This is a genomic window from Candidatus Pelagibacter sp. PS_44 (assembly GCF_059417735.1).
On record NZ_CM182063.1, the window covers coordinates 68,008 to 89,034 of the forward strand.

At 29.3% G+C, this 21,027-nt stretch carries 24 protein-coding genes and 2 tRNA genes; 14 read left to right on the forward strand and 12 right to left on the reverse strand.

Going from position 1 to position 21,027, the window contains the following annotated elements; genetic code table 11:
* The 14 genes from murA (at nt 1) to AC5SLO_RS00425 (ending at nt 10,792) form a co-directional block, all read left to right on the forward strand.
* A complete protein-coding gene (gene murA / locus AC5SLO_RS00360; RefSeq protein ID WP_494573242.1) occupies nt 1-1,254 on the forward strand; it encodes a UDP-N-acetylglucosamine 1-carboxyvinyltransferase in 1,254 nt (417 codons plus the stop codon).
* Nucleotides 1,254-1,649 carry a DUF2948 family protein gene (locus AC5SLO_RS00365; protein WP_494573243.1) on the forward strand — a complete coding sequence of 132 codons (396 nt, stop codon included), beginning with the start codon at nt 1,254-1,256 and terminating at the stop codon, nt 1,647-1,649. Before murA ends, AC5SLO_RS00365 begins: the two co-directional genes overlap by 1 nt.
* Nucleotides 1,649-2,935: a histidinol dehydrogenase gene (gene hisD / locus AC5SLO_RS00370; protein WP_494573244.1), complete on the forward strand. Its 1,287-nt coding sequence runs from the start codon at nt 1,649-1,651 to the stop codon at nt 2,933-2,935. The genes AC5SLO_RS00365 and hisD overlap by 1 nt, the downstream gene beginning before the upstream one ends.
* Before the next feature lie 2 nt (nt 2,936-2,937).
* The gene (gene infA / locus AC5SLO_RS00375) at nt 2,938-3,153 is read left to right on the forward strand and encodes a translation initiation factor IF-1 (protein WP_006997427.1); all 216 of its coding nucleotides are present in this window, start codon (nt 2,938-2,940) and stop codon (nt 3,151-3,153) included.
* A 6-nt stretch (nt 3,154-3,159) separates the two neighbouring features.
* Nucleotides 3,160-3,234 (forward strand) — tRNA-Phe (locus tag AC5SLO_RS00380).
* A 92-nt stretch (nt 3,235-3,326) separates the two neighbouring features.
* A complete protein-coding gene (locus tag AC5SLO_RS00385) occupies nt 3,327-3,539 on the forward strand; it encodes a cold-shock protein (protein ID WP_271516577.1) in 213 nt (70 codons plus the stop codon).
* 235 nt (nt 3,540-3,774) lie between these two features.
* Nucleotides 3,775-3,849: transfer RNA gene (locus AC5SLO_RS00390), tRNA-His, on the forward strand.
* A 4-nt stretch (nt 3,850-3,853) separates the two neighbouring features.
* Entirely contained in the window at nt 3,854-5,248 is a 1,395-nt protein-coding gene (gene hisS, locus AC5SLO_RS00395) for a histidine--tRNA ligase (RefSeq protein WP_494573245.1), read from the forward strand.
* Nucleotides 5,226-6,278, forward strand: a complete 1,053-nt coding sequence (locus AC5SLO_RS00400; RefSeq protein ID WP_494573246.1) for an ATP phosphoribosyltransferase regulatory subunit — start codon at nt 5,226-5,228, stop codon at nt 6,276-6,278. The genes hisS and AC5SLO_RS00400 overlap by 23 nt, the downstream gene beginning before the upstream one ends.
* The gene (gene hisG, locus AC5SLO_RS00405) at nt 6,278-6,970 is read left to right on the forward strand and encodes an ATP phosphoribosyltransferase (protein ID WP_494573247.1); all 693 of its coding nucleotides are present in this window, start codon (nt 6,278-6,280) and stop codon (nt 6,968-6,970) included. Before AC5SLO_RS00400 ends, hisG begins: the two co-directional genes overlap by 1 nt.
* 178 nt (nt 6,971-7,148) lie before the next feature.
* Nucleotides 7,149-8,246, forward strand: coding sequence for a DNA recombination protein RmuC (locus AC5SLO_RS00410; protein ID WP_494573248.1), 1,098 nt, complete (start codon nt 7,149-7,151; stop codon nt 8,244-8,246).
* A gap of 37 nt (nt 8,247-8,283) precedes the next feature.
* Complete coding sequence (locus tag AC5SLO_RS00415) at nt 8,284-8,973, forward strand: hypothetical protein (protein WP_494573249.1); 690 nt, start codon at nt 8,284-8,286, stop codon at nt 8,971-8,973.
* 1 nt (nt 8,974) lies between these two features.
* Nucleotides 8,975-10,402 carry an exonuclease domain-containing protein gene (locus AC5SLO_RS00420; RefSeq protein WP_494573250.1) on the forward strand — a complete coding sequence of 476 codons (1,428 nt, stop codon included), beginning with the start codon at nt 8,975-8,977 and terminating at the stop codon, nt 10,400-10,402.
* Nucleotides 10,403-10,474: 72 nt separating this feature from the next.
* On the forward strand, nt 10,475-10,792 hold the full coding sequence (locus AC5SLO_RS00425; protein ID WP_494573251.1) for a thioredoxin family protein: 318 nt from the start codon (nt 10,475-10,477) through the stop codon (nt 10,790-10,792).
* On the opposite strand, the gene AC5SLO_RS00430 is transcribed toward AC5SLO_RS00425, so the two are convergent.
* The 12 genes from AC5SLO_RS00430 to AC5SLO_RS00485 are packed head-to-tail and all read right to left on the reverse strand — an operon-like array spanning nt 10,789 to nt 21,027.
* On the reverse strand, nt 10,789-12,054 hold the full coding sequence (locus tag AC5SLO_RS00430) for a bifunctional folylpolyglutamate synthase/dihydrofolate synthase (RefSeq protein WP_494573252.1): 1,266 nt from the start codon (nt 12,052-12,054) through the stop codon (nt 10,789-10,791). The genes AC5SLO_RS00425 and AC5SLO_RS00430 overlap by 4 nt on opposite strands.
* Entirely contained in the window at nt 12,008-12,937 is a 930-nt protein-coding gene (locus tag AC5SLO_RS00435) for an acetyl-CoA carboxylase carboxyltransferase subunit beta (RefSeq protein ID WP_494573253.1), read from the reverse strand. Before AC5SLO_RS00435 ends, AC5SLO_RS00430 begins: the two co-directional genes overlap by 47 nt.
* Entirely contained in the window at nt 12,934-13,731 is a 798-nt protein-coding gene (gene trpA, locus AC5SLO_RS00440; protein ID WP_494573254.1) for a tryptophan synthase subunit alpha, read from the reverse strand. Before trpA ends, AC5SLO_RS00435 begins: the two co-directional genes overlap by 4 nt.
* A gap of 1 nt (nt 13,732) precedes the next feature.
* Nucleotides 13,733-14,965, reverse strand: a complete 1,233-nt coding sequence (trpB, locus tag AC5SLO_RS00445) for a tryptophan synthase subunit beta (RefSeq protein ID WP_494573255.1) — start codon at nt 14,963-14,965, stop codon at nt 13,733-13,735.
* Entirely contained in the window at nt 14,955-15,578 is a 624-nt protein-coding gene (locus AC5SLO_RS00450) for a phosphoribosylanthranilate isomerase (RefSeq protein WP_494573256.1), read from the reverse strand. Before AC5SLO_RS00450 ends, trpB begins: the two co-directional genes overlap by 11 nt.
* Nucleotides 15,579-16,256, reverse strand: a complete 678-nt coding sequence (gene pyrF / locus AC5SLO_RS00455; protein ID WP_494573257.1) for an orotidine-5'-phosphate decarboxylase — start codon at nt 16,254-16,256, stop codon at nt 15,579-15,581. It lies immediately after the preceding gene.
* Nucleotides 16,246-16,536 (reverse strand): HU family DNA-binding protein, encoded by a 291-nt coding sequence (locus AC5SLO_RS00460; protein ID WP_271516542.1) that lies wholly within the window; start codon nt 16,534-16,536, stop codon nt 16,246-16,248. The genes pyrF and AC5SLO_RS00460 overlap by 11 nt, the downstream gene beginning before the upstream one ends.
* A 3-nt stretch (nt 16,537-16,539) precedes the next feature.
* Nucleotides 16,540-18,270, reverse strand: coding sequence for a S1 RNA-binding domain-containing protein (locus AC5SLO_RS00465; RefSeq protein ID WP_494573258.1), 1,731 nt, complete (start codon nt 18,268-18,270; stop codon nt 16,540-16,542).
* A complete protein-coding gene (locus tag AC5SLO_RS00470; protein WP_494573259.1) occupies nt 18,270-18,923 on the reverse strand; it encodes a (d)CMP kinase in 654 nt (217 codons plus the stop codon). The genes AC5SLO_RS00465 and AC5SLO_RS00470 overlap by 1 nt, the downstream gene beginning before the upstream one ends.
* Nucleotides 18,920-20,248: a 3-phosphoshikimate 1-carboxyvinyltransferase gene (aroA, locus tag AC5SLO_RS00475; protein WP_494573260.1), complete on the reverse strand. Its 1,329-nt coding sequence runs from the start codon at nt 20,246-20,248 to the stop codon at nt 18,920-18,922. Before aroA ends, AC5SLO_RS00470 begins: the two co-directional genes overlap by 4 nt.
* Before the next feature lie 3 nt (nt 20,249-20,251).
* Nucleotides 20,252-20,512, reverse strand: coding sequence for a hypothetical protein (locus AC5SLO_RS00480; protein WP_494573261.1), 261 nt, complete (start codon nt 20,510-20,512; stop codon nt 20,252-20,254).
* Nucleotides 20,513-20,544: 32 nt separating this feature from the next.
* On the reverse strand, nt 20,545-21,027 hold the full coding sequence (locus tag AC5SLO_RS00485; protein ID WP_494573262.1) for an ATP-binding cassette domain-containing protein: 483 nt from the start codon (nt 21,025-21,027) through the stop codon (nt 20,545-20,547).

The following is a 21,027-nucleotide window of genomic DNA, read 5'->3' on the forward strand; positions in this document are numbered from 1 at the left end:
ATGAAAAAATTGGAAGTCTTTGGAGCAGCAAAGCTCAAAGGACAAGTTAAAATTTCTGGCTCAAAAAATGCATCTCTTCCTATTTTAGCAGCCACATTGTTATCAAATAAAAAAGTATCTTTATCAAACCTGCCAAAAGTAAAAGATATTGAAACTATGATACTTTTATTAAAATCTCTTGGTTCAGCTATCAGTTATAACAAAAAAAATTTGATTATTAAAAATAAGAAGCAAAATAAAACTTTTGCTTCTTACAATTTAGTTAAAACTATGAGAGCAGGAATTTTGGTTCTAGGTCCTTTACTTGCAAAATTTGGAAAAGCAAAAGTTTCATTACCAGGTGGCTGTGCAATTGGAACTAGACCTGTTGATATACATTTACTCGCTCTTTCAAAACTTGGGGTCAATTATAAAATCATTCAAGGCTATGTTTATGCTAATGCTCCAAAAGGATTAATAGGTGCAAACATAAAATTTCCAAAAGTATCAGTTGGTGCTACGGAAAATTTAATCATAGCCTCATGTTTAGCAAAAGGAAAAACTATTTTATCAAATTGTGCAATTGAGCCAGAAATTAAAGATTTAGTTAATTTTTTAATCACGATGGGATGCAATATTAAATGGATTGCAAAAAGAACTGTCAAAATTGAGGGTGTAAATATACTTAAAGATTTAAGTTATAAAATAATGCCTGATAGAATAGAAGCAGGCACTTATTTGATAGCTGCTGCATTGACTGAAGGAAATTTAAAAGTTACTGGAATTAATCCTGAAATAATTAATACTGAAATTAATGTTTTAAGGAAAATAGGATCAAAAATTATATTAAAAAAAAATGAAATTGTAATTCATGGAAGTAAAAAAATTAAAAGTATAAATATTAAAACATCTCCTTATCCAGGATTTCCAACAGATCTCCAAGCTCAAATGATGGTCTTATTATGTAAAGCTAATAAAAAGTCCTCTATTAAAGAAGATATATTTGAAAATAGATTTATGCACGTTGCAGAATTAAATAGAATGGGTGCTAAAATTTCTATTAATGGAAACAAAGCAATAATAGAAGGAAATATTAAATTTGAAGCAGCTGAATTGATGGCTACTGACCTAAGAGCTTCTGTATCGTTAATTCTTGCAGCACTTGCTTCTAAAGGAAAGTCTATAATTAATAGAATTTATCACCTTGATAGAGGATATGAAGATATTGAAAAAAAATTAAAAAGGGTAGGGGTAAAAATAAGAAGGATTAATTAATGGATAAAAAATATTTATCAAAAATAATAGCTACAGATAATGAGGGATTACAGTTGATATCCGCATGTTGTTCTGGGGCCAAAGTTAAGATTGATAATATAAAATACCTTCCGTTAAACAAAGTTTTTTTACTCTCGCTAAATAGATTGAAAATAGAAACAGATGAAAAAGATAAAAAAGTTAACAGTATTTGTAAGTTTGAATTTGTAGATAAAGTTAAGTCTAAAAATATAAAACAAAACAATTCAGATGAAGAATTAGAGTTAATTGGCATAGATTATTTAAAAAATAATGACAATTATGAAATAAATTTAATTTTTGAAAATAATGCATATATTGCATTGTCAGCTGAGATAATTGAAGTAACTCTAGATGACCAAAATAAAGCTAATTAATGATTAAAATATTAGACAGTAAAAATAAAAACTTTGATAATATTTTAGATAATTTATTATCTAAAAGAAAAAATAAAATTCAACTTAGTTCAGCTTCAGTTATTAAAATTATAAAAGATGTTAAAGCAAATGGTGATAAAGCTATTTTAAAATATGAAAAAAGATTTAATAAAAATAGTATAATTGCCCCAAATAAAGAAAAGATTAATCGACTTATTAAATCTCTAGATCCAAAAGTGAAGAGAGCAATTGATCTTGCTTATAATAGAATTTATAAATTTCATTCATTTCAAAAATTTAAGAATATTTCTTATACTGATAATTTAAAAAACAAGCTTGAATATAAATATGTGCCTATTGAAGCGGTTGCTATTTATGTGCCTGGCTCTACAGCATCATACCCCTCAAGTGTTTTAATGAATGCGGTGCCAGCAATTGTTGCTGGGGTAAAAAGACTTGTCATGATTAATCCTGGACAAAAAGGGGTTCAAAATCCTGCAGTATTATATGCTGCAAAAAAATGTAAAATTAGAGAGATTTATTCCATAGGTGGACCTTCTGCTATAGCAGCTTTGGCATATGGCACTAAGAAAATTAAAAAAGTTGATAAAATCGTTGGTCCAGGAAACTCTTATGTTGCGGCAGCTAAGAAAGAAGTTTTTGGAGATGTTGGAATTGAAGGTATGATTGCAGGCCCTTCAGAAGTTACAATTGTTTGTGATAAATTTTCAAATCCTGAATGGGTTGCAAGTGATTTAATAGGCCAAGCAGAGCACGATAGTCTTGCCCAATGCATATTAATTTCAAAAGATAAAAAGATTATTAAAAAGGTTAATGATGAAATCATTAAACAATTAAAAAAGTTGCCTAGATCTCAAATTGCAAAAAATAGTTTACGTAACAATGGAATTTTAATTCACATGCAGTCAGATCAAAAAATTATTGATACAGTAAATAAAATTGCGCCCGAACATTTAGAATTAAATATTAAAAGCTATAAAAAAATGGTAGGAAAAATTAGAAATTCAGGATCTATCTGCTTAGGTAAATATGCAGTCATGGCTATGACAGATTATAACGCGGGCTCCAACCATGTTTTGCCAACTAATTCTTCAGCAAGATATTCCAGTGGTATTAGTGTTAATGAATTTTATAAAAGAATTTCATATATAAACCTATCAAAAAAAGGGATTGAAACCCTTGGACCATCAGTTATAACACTTGCAAACTACGAAGGTTTAGTGGGACACGCTAAGTCAGTAGAAAAAAGAATTAGGAGAAAATAAATTTGTCAAAACAAGAAATGCTATCGTTCTCAGGAATTGTTGAGGATTTATTACCAAATGCAATGTTTAGAGTAAAGTTAGAGAACGGCCATATTGTAACAGCTCATGCAGCAGGCAAATTGCGTAAGAACAGAATTAGAGTACTTCAAGGTGATAAGGTTCAAGTCGAAATGACACCTTACGACTTAACTAAAGGTCGGATCACTTTTAGAGGGTAAACAAATGCCTCGGTAGCTCAGGAGTAGAGCAGAGCCCTGAAAAGGCTTGTGTCGCATGTGCGAATCATGCTCGAGGCACCATACCTTGAATATCCATTTTTTAATTTCCTATTGAAATGATTAAAAAAATAAAATAATTTTTTTCATATAAATAATAAAAGGATAAGTAAAAAATGAGCACGCTAAAAGGAACAGTAAAGTGGTTTAATGGCAAAAAAGGCTATGGCTTTATTGAAAGAGACGACAAAGAAAAAGATGCATTTGTTCATGCATCAGCTGTCAAAAATGCTGGTATGCGTTTTCTTAATGAAGGTGATAAGCTAGAATTTGAGATGGAGGATGGCCCAAAAGGCCCTTCAGCTATAAATCTAAAAAAAATAGATTAGTTCTTTAATTTCACATATTTAAAAGGGCGTTTTATCTTTGAAAAATAAGATAACGTCCTTTTTGTATTTAGGTATTGAAAATTATAATTTATTGTCTAAAAGATGCTCATGATTATAAATATTACATATAGAGAGACTTCAAGAAGTACTCATAGAATCTGTTTCCATAGCCTGTAGGCTATTTATTTATAATATAATTTTTAATCCACACAAAAATAATATAAAAACAAGGAATGCCTGGGTGGTGTAACGGTTAGCACGAAAGTTTGTGGAACTTTAAGTTTGAGTTCGATTCTCAGCCCGGGTACCAAAAAATGAATAAAGAAAATAAATTAGTTCCTGGATTACCTTCAGGATTTGAAGATCGTTGGGATAAAAAACTTCTTCTCAAAAAAAAGCTATTAAAAGCTATTGAGAATAATTTTATTAAGTTTGGAGCAGAAGCTCTTGAAACCCCTTCGTTTGAAATTAGTGAAAACATAGGATCTTTTCTTGCAGAGGACGATAGCAATCCTATGTCTGATGTATTCTCGTTCCAAGATGGTGAAAAAAGTATCACGCTTCGATATGATTTATCAAGCCCACTCGCAAGATTTGTAGCTGAAAACAATCAAGAACTTCCATCTATTTTTAAGCGGTATCAAATCCAAAATGTATTTCGTAATGAAAAAGCTGGAAATGGCCGTTACAGAGAATTTATCCAAGCAGACTTTGATATTGTTGGAAACGTTAATCCTGCTCAAGCTAATGCAGAACTTTGTAATTTAATATCAAGCACATTATCAGATTGTGGTTTAAACAAAGATCAATTTACAATCAATGTGAGTAATAGAAAAATTGTACAAGGTTTAATTGATGAATTAAAAATTTCTGAAGAAAAACAAATAAAAGTTATCAGAGCAATCGATAAATTAGATAAACCAGGGTTTGGCTTAAAGGGAGTTGAAGATTTATTAAAAAAAGAGAGAAAAGATCAAAGTGGCGCCATTACTAAAGGAGCTGAGTTATCTGATGATCAAGCAGCACAAATATTAAATTTTCTAAAAATAAAAGATTTAAAAGAACTAAAACAAACTTTAAAAAATCCATTATCCCAAGAAGGAATAAGTGAGTTAGAAAATGTATTTGAAGTACTTGGATATGGATCAAATTTAAATCGGGTTAAAACTAATTTTACAATCGTTAGAGGCCTTGCTTATTATTCTGACTTTATTGTAGAGACTAATTTAAATTTTAAAGTCTCAAACAATAAAGGCAAAGAAGTAGATATTGGAAGCATATGTTCAGGGGGAGCTTATGCAAAATTGATATCAAGATTTAGAGGTGTTGATATTCCAGGAACAGGAATAAGTTTTGGTGTTGACAGATTATTATTTGCTTTAATGCAACTAGATCAAATTAAAATAGAGGATCAAAAACCAGTTTTAGTCTGTGTAATGGATGAAAAATACCTAAAAAATTATTATGAATTAGTTGATCAGTTAAGAGATAATAATATTAATGCTGAAATTTTTTTAGATAGCAAAAAAAATCTAGGTAAACAATTAACCTTTGCAAATAAACGTAAATTACCAGTTGCAATAATTTGTGGAGAAAATGAGTTTAATGACAACACAGTCACTATTAAAAACCTTAAAGGTGTTAAAGGTGAAAATAATCGAACAATTCCAAAAGCTGATTTAATTAATGAAGTCAAAAAACTTATCTGAAAAAATCCTTAGATCAGTAAAATCTAAAGGATTTAAGTATATTGATTTACCTTCAGTAATTGAAGCTAACCATATTGTTCAAAGATCAGGTGAAAACTTTAGAAAATTTATATTTTCATTCATAGATCAAAATGGAAGTGAACTTTGTTTAAGACCTGATTTAACCATTGCATCATGTCTTAGATATTTAGAAAATAACTTAAAGGGAAAAGAGAAGATTTTTTACAGTGGCCAAGCTTATAGAAAATCACAAAATAAAAAAGACTCTATAATTAGAGATCAAGTTGGATTTGAAATCATTGGGTCAAAAAATGAAAAGAATGATGACAAAGATATCATTAATACATCCTTAAAATCACTTCAAAATATAAAATATACATCAGGCACATTAACAATTGGCAATGTTGAAATTTTTAATTTGTTAATTTCAAAACTAGATATTCCAAAGCGATGGAAGTTAAGATTATCAAGGCATTTTTGGAGGGAGAAATATTTTAATGATCTTTTAAAAAGATTAGAGACTAATTCAGATGTTGATCCCACAATCGTTGAGATTGACAAAAAAAGATATTTTAAAATGCTAAAAGAGGGTCAGTCTAAAGTTATTGCAGGTCGATCAATTAATGAAATTTTAAAAAGGTTTGATAATAAAATTAGAGACCCGAGAGGAGCTAGTAAGGGTAAAAATATATCAAAGATTATAAAAGAGTTTCTTAAAATCAAATGTCCAATTAATAAAGCTGCAAATGAACTAAATAAATTTTTTAAAAAAAACAAGATTAATTTAGCAGTTGATCAAAAATATTTTCCAACTTCAAAAAATAAAATTTCAAAACTAAATGTAGTTTTTTCTGCTTCATTTGGAAGACAACTAGAATATTACACCGGCATGGTATTTAAAATTGATATTAAGTCTAAGTCAAAGAATAGAAATATAATTAACGGTGGAAGATACGATAAATTAATTTCTGATTTAGGTTCAAAAAATCAAGTAGCTGCAGTAGGAGCTGCCTTAAATTTAAATTACTAATGAAAAAAAATATAATTAATATTGGTATTCCAAGTAAAGGTAGACTTAGAAAAGATGTTCTAAAAATATTTAAAAAGAATAAATTTAATCTGATTTCTGAACGAGGAGAAAGGGATTTATTAGGATCGATAAAACAATTGTCTCACGTTAGAGCTTTATATTTACATGCACGAGAGATTATAGAGAGACTTGCAGATGGTTCATTAGACCTTGGATTTTCAGGTTATGATTTATTAAAAGAGAGTGAAGTAAATATTCAAAATAAAGTTAGCGTATCTAAAAAGTATAATTTTGGAAAAGCAACTTTAGTTGTTGCAATACCAGACCCATGGATAGATGTTCAAACCGTTGCAGATTTAGAAGAAATTGCATTTGAGTTTAAAGATAAGAAAAAGAAAAGACTAAGAGTAGCAACAAAATATCCAAATTTAACTAGAGAATTTTTATTTTCAAAAGGAGTTACTCAATTTAAGTTAGTTGGAAGTTTAGGGGCAACTGAAGCTTATCCTTTCACAGGATCAAGCGAAATTATTACAGATATATCTTCAACTGGTGAGACTTTAAAAGCTAATAACTTACGTATTTTAAAAGATGGTGAAATTTTAGAATCTGTAGCTTGCATGATGATATCTAAATCATCTGTAAAAAAACCAGAAGTTAAAAAACTAGTTAAACTACTTTCGAAGAATTAGATCTTTCCAATAAATCAAAATAATCTTAATAATATCAAGATTTCTAATTACAGCATAGGATGCAACGATAATTGCAATAATAAATATTATTTTGAATACTAAGATTAAGTCCATAATTTAATTGTAAATATTTAAATATATTAATCAAATTTTTACTATAAAATAATATAATAGAATCATGGATATAATCTTAGTAATTTTACTGATCATATTAGTTGGCATAGCATCTTCAATTCTTTATCTAAATTTAAGATCAAAACCTAATGATGTAAGTGAAAATAAGGAAAATGAAGAAATAGCAAATTTAAAAACCGAAATCACCTCATTAAAAGATACCTTAAATACTACTATTAATACTTCTCTAGGATCTATGTCGACCTCGTTTAACAATCTATCAACTGGGGTTACTAAAGATATGACAGAAGCTTTAACAAAAGTTGATGAAAAAGTTGGTAACTTCAATAACCAAGTAGAGTTATTAAATAAAAGCCAAGAAGGTATAACAAAAATTTTGGCTGGAGTTAAAAAATATGGAACACTTGCAGAGTTTTCATTAGATGCACTGATTAAAGACTTATTACCTGCTTCTCAATTTATGACCAATGTTAAGATGAAAGAGGACACAAGTGAAAATGTTGAATTTGCAATTAAGCTTCAAGGCGATGTTCTAGTTCCAGTGGATAGTCATTTCCCAGTAGAAAAATTTAAAGCTATTACTGATGGTTATGACGCGGATGATAAAAGAGCTGTTGCAGATGCCAGAGCAAAATTAGCCACTGCTTTTAAAGCTAAAGCTAAAAGTGTTAATGAGAAATATATTGTTCCTCCTAAAACTACAGATTTTGCAATTGTTTATGCACCAACTGAAAGTTTATATAAAGAACTAACTGAATACCAAGACCCAACTAGCAAAGAATTATTAATTCAAGAGTTAATGAAAAAACATAAAGTTGTAATTTGTGGACCAAATACACTTTCAGCATATCTGCAATCACTACATATGGGCTTTCAATCTCTAAAGGTTCAAAAAGGTGCAACAGAAATTTATGATCATTTAAAAACAATTAGCTCAAGATTTGGAAAACATTTTGAAAATATAGTTGCTTTAAGAAAAAAATTAGAAGAAGCAATGATGGTTGTTGACAAGTTTGGGACAGACGCAAGATCAATTACTAGAACGTTAGAGAATATTAAAGATCCTGAACAAATCGAAAAAGCAATTCAAACAGAAAATGTAGAAAAATTTGTTGACCACTCAAAACAAGCCAAAAATTAATTTCTTTTTTTTCTAAATAACGCTTATAACAAAATATATGCAATGGAATAATAAATTTACTTATCCAAAATCTATGAGGTCAATTGTAAGTGGTTCGAGAATGTATTCAGTTAATCAAGAAAAACTTCCATCGGTAACTTCCATATTACAAGCAACACAAAGTGAAGAAAAAAAAGCATCCCTTGCAAATTGGAAAGCAAGAGTAGGTGCTGCAGAAGCGAATAGAATTAAAAATGATGCTTCAAGCAGAGGTACATCAATGCATTCTCATTTAGAAAAATACTTATTAGGTCAATTAAATTTAGAGCTAATAGAAGAAGAGGCTAGTAAATCTAAAAAAATGGCAGATGAAATTATCGAACAAGGTATTAAAGGAAAATTGTCGGAAATTTATGGTATTGAAGCAACATTATATTATCCAGGCAAATACGCGGGCACATGTGATGCAGTAGGTGTGTATGAAGGACAAGAAACTATTATAGATTTTAAGCAGTCCAATAAACCAAAAAAAGAAGAGTGGATTGAAGACTATTATCTTCAATTAGGTGCCTATTCATTAGCTCATAACATTGTCCATAATTCAAAAATAACTCAAGGAATTGTTTTACTTTGTACTGTAGATAATTTATTTCAAGACTTTAGAATTCAAGGTGAAAAACTAGAAGAATATCAAAACAAGTTTTTAGAAAAAGTAGAACAATACTATCATCAACGGAATATGAACTAATATGAATTTAGCAATTTGGGATATAGAAAGTAGTTCAGCCAATACTTCATGGGGAAGTATTATTGAAGTAGGGGGTATTTTAGTTGACCCAAATTTTAAAGAATTAGATCGTTTTAATTTTAGATGTAGATTGCCAGAAGGAGAAGTTCCTCAAGCAATGGCATTAATAGTTAACAAAACTAGTGTTGATTTATTAACTAAAGGAAATTTAAGTCACTACCAAATGTTATCTCAGTTAGAAGCTACATTTAAAAAATGGAGCCCAGCAATATTTATGGGCTGGTCAAACATTGGCTTTGATGATGAGATGATAAGAAACGAATTTTTTAGAGGAATTAGATATCCTTATATCACCAATGCAACCCCCAACAAAAGACATGATGGTTTAAACATTGCAAGAGGTGCTCATGCAGTCGATGAAAGTGTTGTAAAAACTGAAATAAATGCAAAAGGTAATCCAGTAATGAAACTAGAGTCGCTAGCTAGAATGAATGGCTTTGAATCAAGTGGTGCCCATAGTGCTTTATTCGATGCAGAACTAACAGTTAAGGTTTTAGGATTAATTAAAAAAAATCAACCTCAGACTTGGAATACATTTTTAAGAACAGCAAACAAGAGTGATACTGAGACAATATTTAAAACTGAAAAAATGTTTACATTAGCTGAATATCATTTTGGTAAAAACTATAGATTTGTAGTTGCACCACTCCACCCAAAACATTGTATTCATCCAATCTATCAGTGGGGTCAAGCGTTTGATCTTAAAATTGATCCGATCCCATTATTTAATATGTCAATTTCTGAACTTAAAAGTGCTATTAAAAAATTAAAATTTCTAAGAACTATACGATCAAATAAAGCTCCTATAATTTTAGATGCAAGTTATGGACTGCAAGTTGAACCATATAGCAATCTTGATCCCGATCTAATTAAAGAGCGTGCAAAATTAGTAAATAGTAATGAAAAATTCTCTCAAAATGTTTTAACCGCATTACGAGAAGCTGCTGAAGAAAAAGCTCAATTTGACTCACAGGTTGATTTACTAGCTGAAGAAACTATTTATAAAAAATTTACACCTCAAAAAGATACAGCTTTATTTCCAAAATGGCATGCAGCATCATGGAAGGATAAATTAATATTATTAGATAAATTTGAGGATGAGAGAATGGTGAGTTTTGGAAAAAAAATAATATATCAAGAGTCACCAGAAACGTTACCACCAGATATGTATAAAGTGATTAAAAGAGGAATAGCTGAAAGAATTTTAAGCGATGAAAAAGAGAAATGGTGGACTTGCAAAGAATTTTATTATGAATGTGATAATTTAAGGGAAAGATATACAAATGAAAAAGATGAGGATAAACTTAAGTTTTTGGATGAAATTAACGAATTTGTTGAAGGAATACAGAAAAAATATGAACAAGCATAACTACTTTGTGAATTAAACAAAAAAATATCTTTTTGATATTGAATTTATAGAATAAAAATTTATAAAACTAATATGATAATTGACTTTCAAGACGAACAATTTGAAACAAAAATAAAAAATGAAGATGTTTCTATTGTGCAATTTTCTGCAGAATGGTGCCAACCTTGCAAAGCTTTAAAACCTGTAATGGAAAAGTTATCTGAAAATTATAAAGATAAAGCTAGTTTCTATTATGCCGATATTGAAAATGGTGGAATTAACACAGGTTCGGCTGCTGGAATAAGAGGCGTGCCCACCGTTATTGTTTATAAAAAAGGTGTAGAAATCGACAGGAAGGTTGGAGGAGTAGCCGAAAGTCAAATGAAAGAGTTTTTAGATAAAAATATCTAATTTAAATTTAATACTTCAGCGGCACCATACAAAGATCCTGTAATTAATAAAAGATCACCTTCTTTTAAATCAATCGATTTAATAGCTTGCTTAATATCTGGTTGATATTGAACATTAGGTATACTTTTAAATTTCTCTTTTAAATCTTTTCCACTAATAGAGTTTGGTTGAGTTTTTAAATCTATGGTGGTTATAGACGAAACATCTTTAAGGTAATTGATGTATTTTTCATGTTCTTTGTTTGCCATCATTCCAATAATAACATGTTTGTTACAATCTAAGGTTTGAAGATATTCGTTTAATGCTTTAGCACCACCTTCGTTATGGCTTCCATCAACTATTAATTTATTGTTTTTGACTAACTCTTTTAATTTACCAGATTTAATTTCCTGAAGTCTTGCTAAGCTAGATATTTTTGTAACACCTCTTTGAATATGTTCGTCCTTGATACCAATATCCAAGGTTCTTAAGGTCGCTATTGCAGTTGAAATATTTTCTAATTGATATTGACCAAGAACATTAGGCTTTGGAAGTTTTAATCCACCTAATTTATCCTCATAATAGAAGAAACCATTTTCATTAATTGAGTAACTAAAATCATCATTAAAAAATACTTTACCAGATGGGTTTTGAGAGATAGTTTTTTTAATACAATTCATTGTCTCTTTAGCGCTTTGTTTAGCTACAATAATATTTGAATTTAAAAGTGTAGATGTTTTTTCAAATATAATTTTTTCAATTGTTCTTTCATCTTTTGGTAGCCAGTCTGTGTGGTCAATAGAACACGAACATACAACACTAGCTAAGTTTTCTTTTAGTATATTAGTTGCATCAAACCGGTGAAATAAGCCAGCTTCTACAAGATTAATATTATCTGGGTATTGAACAGCTTTATAAAAATAAGATGCTGTTAATATTTCAAAAAATGTAATGGGTTTATTTTCATTGATACTTTCTACTTCTTCAAATAAATCAGCTAACTCATCATCACTTAATTGCTCATTATTGAAGACAAATCTTTCATTTATTTTTAGAATATGAGGACTTGTGTAAATATTACATTTGAAATTAGCTTCTTTTAAAATAGAAAAGATTGCATTAATTGTGCTGTTCTTACCATTGGTACCCACTACAGATATAGCTTTGATTTTGTCTTGGGGATTACCTAATTTTTTACAGAGTTCTTTAACACGATCTAAACTAAGATCTATTTCTTTAGGATGCAGCTTTTGTAAGTGTTCTACTATCTTCTGAAGTTTCATTTGTATCTGAATTTATAGCAGAATTTTTCTTTAACAATATTGATAATAATACTCTAATTTTTTCTCTTAAATCTTTTCTTTCAACTATTAAATCTACAAAACCAGTTTTTTCAACATATTCACTTCTTTGAAAGCCAACCGGCAATTCTTCTCGAACTGTTCCTTGGATTACACGAGCTCCAGCAAAAGCTATTAAAGCACCTGGTTCAGCGATATGTATATCACCGAGCATTGCATATGATGCTGTTATACCTCCAGCGGTTGGGTCCGTTAATACAACTATATAAGGAAGATTATTCTTTTTAAGTTCATTAATCGCTAAAGTTGTTCGAGTCATTTGACTTAATGAAATAAGACTTTCCATCATTCTCATTCCCCCACCAGAAGTAAAAATTACAAAAGGTTGTTGGTTCTCAATAGCATGCTGAATACCGTATAAAAAAGCTTCACCTTCAGCAGCGCCAATAGATCCACCTACAAAATCAAAATCAGACGCTATAACTGTCACTTTTATACTTTGAATGTTTGTGTTAATTACCATCATTCCACATTCCATTCCCGTTTTTTTTCTCGCAGATTTTAACCTATCTTTATATGGCTTTGAGTCATGCCATTCTAAAGGATCGTCTTGAGGTATTGGAGTTTTTAAAACTTCATAATTATTTTTCCCAAAAATTATATCAAATCTTTGACGGGGACTAATTCTATGATGTTTATTACAAGAGGGACAAACCCATAAATTATCTTCTAAATCTTTTTTTAAAATTGGCCCTTTACAACATGAGGTCCAATCACTGTTAGCAATTTCAGCTTTACTGGCACGTTGCTTAATAATTGTTTTTATTTTTTCACCAAAACGTAAAGTTTTTTTTATCCAATTCATAATATTTTATTCTTTAATCTTTTTACAATATTAGTTACATTTGTGACAGGATTTTGTCTTTTTTTTATTGAATTTGATATTTCTTTGCATAAAGCGCTACCCACAACTAATCCATCGGCTTTTCGGAGAGATGCTATTGTTTTTTCAGTAATTCCAAATCCGATTACAATATTTTTATTTTTATTTAATTTTTTAATTTTATTATATCTATCCAGAATAACTTTTGGTGAAACTTTAAGTTTGCCACCTGTAGTTGATAGCATACTTATATAATAGACCATATCATGTGAGTCTTTGACAATTTGTTTCATCCTATTAGTAGAGGTAGTTGGGGATAATAACTGAATAAAACTAATATTTTTTTTTTTACATTTTTTTGCAAATTCTTTATTTTCAGGATAGGGAAGGTCAACAACAATTAATCCATCAACGCCAACTTTTTTACAAATATTTATAAAATTACTATCTCCATATTGATAGATCATATTATAGTAACCCATCAATATTACAGGTTTAGTTTTATTAAATTTTTTAAAGTCTTTTACAATTGAAAAAACATCTTTAATTTTAATTCCATTTTTTAAGGCCCTATAAGCACTAGATTGTATTTGACCCCCATCAGCAATTGGAGTGTTGTGTGGAAACCCTATCTCACAAATATCAGCATAAGCTGCAATTGACTTTAGTATCTGAAGAGATTTCTTTTTAGTGTTATCTCCAGCTACTGTGTAAGTTAGTAATGCAGGTCTTTTTTCATTTCTAATTTTTTTAAATGCAAGATTAATTAAAGACATACTATTTAATTCTCCCCAATCTTGCTTTTAAAATATCACGATCTTTTTTTGCATCCCCACATGAGTTTACTATAATAATTGTATCTTTACTTAATTTAGGAGCAATTTTTATAGCTTCTGCAAAAGCATGACTTGGTTCTAAACTAGGATTTATTTTTTCAAGTTTTGTGACTAATTGATAGGCATTTAATGCAGCTTCATCAGTTGCTGATGTGTATCTAGCTCTCTTGGTATCTTTTAAAAAACAGTGAATAGGTGATACGCCAGGGTAATCTAGTCCAGCAGAAATAGACGCAGTATCATTAATCTGACCTTCATTGTTTTGACAAACATAAGCAGCCGCACCATGTAAAATACCAAGTTTAGCTCCATTTGTTAAAGGAGCGGCATGTAATTTTGATTTTTTTGGTCCACCAGCTTCAACACCTATTAACTCAATTTGTTTTTTATCATAGTCAATAAACTCACTCCAAAATCCATAAGCTGAACTTCCGCCGCCCACACAGTTAATTAGTTTAATTTTCTTTGGAATTTTTTTGAATTCTGATTTAATTTGAATTTTTAGTTCTCTTGAAATTTGAGCAGTACTCCAACCACAAATTTTAACAAATATATTTGGACCAACAGTTGAACCAACACACATATGAGTATTATCACAATTTGAAACCCAGTAACGCATACACTCACTTACAGCATCAACCAATGTTTGACTTCCAGAGTAAACAGGTACCACCTCAGCACCGTTTTTTTTCATTGCATCTACATTTGGTTTTTGTCTTTTTATATCTTTCGCACCCATGAATATTTTACATTTAAGACCAAATTTTTTTGCTGCCATACTTAGCATTTTTCCAGCATAGCCCGCACCAGTATCACCAACGACGTATTTTTTTCCTGCCTTTTTGGCAATAAGGCAGTGCACTGTTGCATTATAGATTTTATGTGCGCCTCCGTTCGCCTCAGATACCATTTTAGCGTATATTTGAGCCCCTCTCAGATGATTAGACAGGTTTTCAAGTTTTACAAATGAAGTAGGTGAGCCTATATAATTTTTAAAATATAGATCTCTTTGTTTAAGAAACTGTTTATCATGTCTTAGTTTTTGAAATAATATCGTTAAGTCTTCAACAGGCTTTTTTAAAGTCTCAGGTATAAAGTTTCCACCAAATTTTCCTCCCCAAAATCCACTTTTATCATGCTGGTCTATTAAAGGAATTTTCTTTTTAAGTTTCATTATTAATTCGTTTTAATTTATCTAAAAAATTATTTATTTTTGAAATATCTTTTATTCCAGATGTTTCTAGGCCACCAGAAATATCTATAATATCAGCTATTTTTTTATATTTTTCAAGGTTATCCTCAACTTGAATATTTCCAGCTAACATCAATTCTTTGTTGATTTTAATATCTTGAATTAATTGATGATCAAAAGACATACTTTTTTCATAACCTTTGCTATCAAATAAAATTATATCCGCAATATCACAGTAGTCTAAATATTTCATTACATCTTCTTTACCGCTAATGGTTAGAGAAACAATAATTTTTTTTCTATATGTTTGTTTAATTAAATTAATTTCAGATGGGGTGGCGTCATAAATCTGGTAATAATCAAAAGGTAAATTTTTTATTTCCTCTAGAATATTTTCATTTGGTTTAACTAATACAGCTACATATTTTGATTTTTTTTTATCTACATTTAAAATTTGCTTAAGCTTTTCGTAAGGAACAAATCTTTTAGATTTTGGGTAATTGACAATAAAACCAATATATTGAGGAGGGTAAGAGTGATTTGTTAAATGAATTAATGTTTTAGAATCTGAGATTCCACAAATTTTACACTTCATTTATTTAATTGATGAAAGGATATTTTTTAAATTTTCTTTTGGGTTACCTTTAGTAATAGGTCTGCCAATTATTAAGCAGTCACTACCTTCTTCAATTGCTTCATTAGCAGTAAGAGTTCTTTTTTGATCATCTTTTAAGTCATCCATTCTAATTCCTGGAGTAAAGCATTTAAGTTTTGGTGCAATAGATTTAATCATTTTTATTTCAAGTGGACTACAAATGACTCCATATAAATTTGCATCCATTGCAATTTTGACTAAAGTTTTAACTTGATCCTCAACTTTATTATTAAAACCTAATCTAGATAGATCTTCGTCTCCAAAACTTGTTAAAACTGAAACACCTAAAAGGTTTATATTAATATTTTTAGCAGCTAGATTTGCAGCTTTAAGAGCATCTAATCCATTCAACAAATGTACTGTTGCATATTTTACATTAAGTTCCTCAAGAGACTTAATAGACTCAACTAGTGTGTTCTTAATGTCAAAAAATTTACCATCATAAAATATAGGTTTATTAAATTTTGAAAGCTCTCTTATTTCATTGGGACTTCTTTGGGTGATGTATTGAAGCCCAATTTTTATGCCAGATATGTCTTCGTGAATTAATTCTAATAAATCTAATATTTCTTTTTGACTTGATACATCACAGGCTACAAAAATATTTTTATTCTTCATTGTTTAATTTTTTAAACATATCTTTTGCCATTTTAAAGTGAATTGTTTTTTTTTGGGGGGTATTTACTTTTTCACCAGTCTTAGGATTTCTAGATATTCTTGCTTTTTGAATATTGGTAGAAAAAACCCCAAAACCTCTCAACTCAACTCGATCACCTCGTTTAAGAGCAAATTTAATCTCGTTAAGAATTATGTTGGTAAATTTTTCTAAGTCTTTTTTTAAAAAATTTGGGTAGTTTTTTGCTAGTTGTTTTAGAAGTTTTGATTTTACAATAGCCAATTTTTATTCGTCTTCTTTTTTCTTTTTCTCTAAGTCATCAGAAAGAGAAGAGAAGGGAAGATTTTTTCCTGATCCCTCAGCACCATATTTTTCTAATGCATCTTTTCTTTCGATTTCTTCAAGTAATTTGATACTAAGTGTTGCTTTTCTTTTCTCTAAATCTAGCTCTGCTATTGCGCAATCAATTCTTTCTCCACCAGTAAATCTAGCTGGTCTAGCATCTGCAACATTAATAGCTATTGCAGATTTTTTGATGATAAAATCCATTTCACAACCTTCGGGTCTTACAGTAAGCCCTTTATTATCAGTTGAAATAATCTTAACTGTAATAGCTTGTTTAATTTTTTTATCATTAAACCAATCAAATGGGTCTGGCTGAGTTTGTCTTAGACCAACTCTAACTTTTTGTTCTGCAGCTTTTACTTCTAGAACTTTAACCTTTAATTTATCGCCAATTTTATATTTAGCTAATTCCTCTTCACCATTATTTAAATATGTTAGGTCGTTGCAGTGAAGAAATGCATCAATATCTAATCCATTAATTTTTAAGAAAATTGAGTACTCATTTTTACTTGCCACTTCTCCTTCAACCTCAGATCCAATAGGATATTTATTTTCAAAAGTTTCAAATGGATTTTCAGTAGTTAAACGATGTGAAATCGCAACTCTTCTTTTTTCTTTATCAATTTCAGTAATTACACAATCTATCTCGTCACCCACTTTAAACATTTTTTTTGCAGATATATTTTTTTTAGTCCAACTTAATTCGCTCGAATGTAGTAAGGTTGATAAACCTTTTTCAAGTTCACAGAATGCACCAAAATCCATTAATTTGACTACTTTGACTTTATAAGCTTTGTTTAGTTCGTAGTTAGAAATATTTTCAAATGGATCTGGCGAAAGTTGTTTTACCGAACAACCAACTTGTAATTTTTCTTTATCAACTGAAATGACTAATAAATCATGTTTTTCACCTATTGTGAAAACTTCATCAGGATGATTTACTCTTGAATAAGATATTTCTTGCAAGTGAACTAGAACATCTAACTCTCCATTAACATTGAAGAAACATCCAAATGAACTATAGCCTTTTACTTCTGCACCTTTAATAATATCTCCAACTTTGAATTTTTCTATGATTTTAATCTTATCCTCTTTTTTGAAAGATGAAATAATTTCTCTTCTTGAAACACAAGCATTTCCTCTAACTTTATCTAATTTAATAAGAGCAAACTTCTGAACTTCACCCATTAAGTGAGAAATATCTTTAAGCGGCTTATCCGAAATTTGGCTGCCAGGCAAAAACATTAAAGAACCAGTTTCAACATGTTCAACAATGCATCCACCCTTAACACGTCCAGTAATTTTACCATTGATAGGTTCATTTTTTTCATAAGCCTCAACAAGCTTATCCCATCCCTGAATTTTTTGTGCTTTAGAAGCAGAAACTAAAACTTCACCTTTTTTATCTTCTAATCTCTCAAGAAGTACAGAGATTTTTTCACCTACTTTTGCCTTATCAAGCATACCCATGCTTTTTAATTCATTTATGTCTAGAATTGGTTCAGATTTTAAACCAGGTACTTCAAGAAAAACAAAGTTTTCAGTTACTTTGTTTACTATACCTGTAATTATTTTTCCCTCTTCAAGGTTTGCTGTTTTGGTAAACTGTGAGTTAAGTAGTTGTTCGAATTCTTTTGACGCGGGGTTTGAAAGGTCTTTATAAATTTCCATTAAGCTTTGAGTTTCCTATCCATAATTTGTTTAATTTTTAAAAAGCATGCTCTTTTAGTTAAATTTGTAGTATTAATCAAGATCGAATCTTGCGTTTTCTTTAATGGTGATATTCTTCTATTATAATCACTTTTATCACGTTTTTTAATGCTTTTTAATATGTTGTTAAAAGATATTTTCTTATTAGAGCCCTTTAGCTCTTTATATCTTCTTAGCGCTCTTGTTTTTGAATTTGCTGTTATAAAAAATTTAAAATCTGCGTCTGGAATTATTTTATAGGTAATATCTCTTCCATCTAAACATGAACCATTATACTTTTTTGGGGGATGATAAGCGCTCTTAATTTGAAAAGCATGAACAAGTTTTCTTATTTTCTTATCTTTTGATATAATAGACGCCATAGTACCAACTTCATCAGATAAAAGCTTTTTGTTTTGTAAATCCTTCATTGTTAATTGGTTCATTTTTTTTTTAATTAATGTGTGCCCATATTTTTTAGGCTGAGTTAATTTCATATTAGCAATTAATCTATAAATCTTTCCGGTATCTAAATAAAACAAGTTAAAATGTTTAGAAATTAATTTTGCCTGAGTACCAGCTCCCGCGGCGGCTGGAGAGTCGATTGCAACTTTAATTTTTTTTTTTAATCTCATAAAGATTTACTATTTATATTTTTGATTAATTTCAAGAAAGAGGGAAAAGATGTATTTATAGAGTCTCTATCATGAATTTTCCATACACCTCCACATGTTAAAGCTGCAATAGTACTCATCATAAAAATTCTATGATCCTTTAAATAATTCTTAATAATAATTTTTTTTGTGATTTTTAAATTTGGTTGACCATAAATTTTTATTGAACTTTCAGTTAGTTCAGTTTTTACACCCATCATATTCAAAATTTTTGATCCCAAATTTAATCTTGGACTTTCTTTTTGATTAAGCTCAGAAATATCCTTGAAATAAGATATTCCTTTAGCTTTAGCTGCAGCAATAAAAATAATTAGAAACTCATCTATAGCACAACTATTTAATTCTGATGGACAATTTATCCCTTTAAGGTTTTTTGAACTTCGTATTAGAATATCAGAAATTTTTTCACCTTTATAATTTCTTCTATTCTTTAATAAAATTTTAGCACCCATCTTTTTTAAAATAGTAATCACCCCTATTCTAGAGGGGTTAATGTTTATATTCTTAATTAAAAGTTTTGAATTTTCAGACAGCATTGTAAGAACCATAAAAAAAGCACTAGAGCTTATGTCTCCTGGAATATTATAATTAAACGAATTAATTTTTTTTGGTTTGATTATATTTATGTAATCATATTTTTTTGTTCTTTTTATTTTGATAGGTACTTTAAGATATTTAAAAAGTAGTTCTGTATGATTTCTTGATTTTTTTGCTTTTATGTATGTTGTGCCTGATGAGTTAAGCGCCGCCAACATAACACTACTTTTACACTGTGCAGATCCTTTGTTTTCTACATAATATATGCCTTTTGAATTATTAGACCCTATAATTGATAAAGGGAGTTTATTTTTTACTTTATATTGAAACTTGGCACCAAATTTTTTAAGCGGTTCAGTTACTCTTGAAAAATCTCTTTTTGAAAGACTTTTATCACCTATTAACTTTATTTTTTTTGTTGATTTGATTAATAAGCCCAATATTAATCTTCCAAGTGTTCCAGAGTTTTTAGCATCTATTACTAAGCCATTCTTGTAAGTAAAATTATTCAGACCTTTTCCAAATATTTCACAATATTTTTTTTTAATTAGTACTTTTATGCCTAATTTTTTTATAGCTTCTAATGCAGCAATAACATCTTCAGACATCAATAAATTATAAGCTTTAGAATTTCCAATAGTTTGTGACGCTAAAAGAACCCATCTAATGCTTAAACTTTTATCTCCACTAACACTTATTTTCTTATTAAATGGAGTAATCTTTTTTTTAATTAATAGTGTTTTTGACATTGATTAATTAAATCTAAAAGAGTCACCAAAGTATGCATTTTTTGCCTCTATATTATTTATTAAATCATTTGGAGACCCCTGAGCCACAATTTTACAATTAGATAAAATTATTCCAACATCAATACAAGAAAGTAAATCTCTAGCTTGGTGATCACAAATACAAATTGTTATATTATTTTCCGTTTGTAAGTTTACAATAACTTCTTGGAGCATTTTTATTGTAAGTACATCTAGCGCTGCAAAACACTCATCCAATAAAAGCACTTTTGGATCACTTAATAGAGAGAGAGCTATTACTAATTTTTTTTTTGTCCTCCGGACAAGAATTTTGCTTTAATATCTCGTATGGCATCAAGTTCAAACTTAGCAATCAACTGATCAATTTTATGATAAATTAAATTTTTATCTTGAATTACTATTTCTCCAATTGCTTTGAGGTTTTCAAACAGTGTCAGATCACTAAAATAACCACCATATTGTGGAACATAGCCTATTTTAAATTTAGTAGTTCTCAAATAAATTGGGTAATCAACCACATCTATTCCATTAAATTTAATTTTACCATAATCAGGTTTTATTAAACCAGTAATTAAATTGAAGATTGTTGATTTTCCTACACCATTAGGTCCTAACATACCTAAAATTTGTCCTTGATTTATCTTAAAACTTACATTGTCTAAAATTTTTCTATTACCAAATGACAAAGATATATTTTCTAATGAAATAATAGGTTGAGGGTTTTTAAATGATTTTATTCGAAATTTTTTTATTACACCCAT